Origin of the sequence: Campylobacter sp. RM12637 (assembly GCF_020137645.1) — a bacterium.
Classification (GTDB): Bacteria; Campylobacterota; Campylobacteria; order Campylobacterales; family Campylobacteraceae; genus Campylobacter_E.
In genome coordinates this window covers 1-1,363 of record NZ_JACGAV010000044.1, presented here as the reverse complement: position 1 = coordinate 1,363, position 1,363 = coordinate 1, and the positions used below count along the sequence as shown (strand labels likewise).

The 1,363-nt window shown below is 34.8% G+C and carries 1 protein-coding gene; it reads left to right on the top strand.

Going from position 1 to position 1,363, the window contains the following annotated elements:
- On the top strand, window positions 1-1,363 hold a 1,363-nt coding region (locus tag AVBRAN12637_RS09660), incomplete at both ends, for a flagellin hook IN motif-containing protein (protein ID WP_336615826.1).

The window sequence follows — 1,363 nt, the reverse complement described above, 5'->3', positions numbered from 1 at the left end:
AAGACAAAGTGACCTTGCTTTAGGAGATAAAATTAATCTTACATTTAAAAACGTAGATGGAATTAATGATGTTACATTTGAGCCAGTGCAAATTGCTCAAGGTAATAATATTAAAGCAGGTCAAGGTTTAGGTGCTTTAGTTGAAGCTATTAATAAATCTACTGATAAAACAGGTATTAAAGCTTCTGTTACGGTTCAAAGTGTATTTGAACAACCTATTAAAGCAGGAACTACTTTACAAGGCTTTAGTATAAATGGTGTTACTATTGGTTCTATTGAAGTTAAAGATAAAGATGGAAATGGAGCTTTAAGAGCTGCAATTAACTCTGTTAAAGATCAAACAGGGGTTGAGGCTAGTGTTGATGAAAAAGGAAGATTAGTACTTGCTAATAGAGATGGTAGAGGTATTAAGATAACTGATGGGGTGGATAAGAGTTTCGCGGCTGATGGAGCGGCGTATACTGAAACAACAAGTAAAACTGTAGCAGATAAACATGTATTGTATGCAAATGGACCAACTGGTCAAAATACTAAGCAAGAACAAAAAGCAATAGATTTTGCAGATGATAAAACTTGGACTACAGGTTCTGCAGTAGCTGGAACAGCACCAACTGCAGATACAGCAGGTTCTATTTATAATGCAAAAAATACATTTGAAGATATTCAAGCAGCTCATTATGAAATGGATGCGAGAATTGCAGCTGATGGTGCTACTAAAGCCAAATCGGCAATACAAACTGATGGAACTATAAACTTTAAAACAGGTGTAGCAGGTAAAGCTTTAAGTGCTGATAAGATTGGTGCTTTACATTCAACAGCAAATGCTGCTGTAACCAATCCTGGCGCAGGCAAAGATGTATCTGACGCATTAAAAGCATTACAAGAAGATGGTTTAAAATTAGAAGATGCTAATAAACTAATAGATAATGCTGTAAGTAAATTACAAGTATTTGTTGATGCAGCTAAAGGTAAAACTATGGCTACAGCTGAAGGTGAAGATGGAATGGCGGCTCACGCTATGATACAATTTTTAAAAGGTGTTAAAGAAGGTATCAATGAGCCTAATAGAGCTGGTCTTAAAGATATGATAGGCTTAACTAGTGACAATAAGACTAACTTCGGAAGATTAAGTTTTTCATCAACTAATGGTAAAGACATAGTTGTAGAAGCTACTAGGGATTATAAAGATATAGATGGTAATATAAAAACTATGGATATTACTAGCTCAATAGGCTATGATAAAAATGTTTCTGAAAAAACAGTTAGCTTAAGAGAAACTAATGCTACTATAGATAGAGAAACAGCAGATGCAATGGGCTTTAATGCTAATGATTGGCAAGCAACTGATGCAGGAGATAATAAG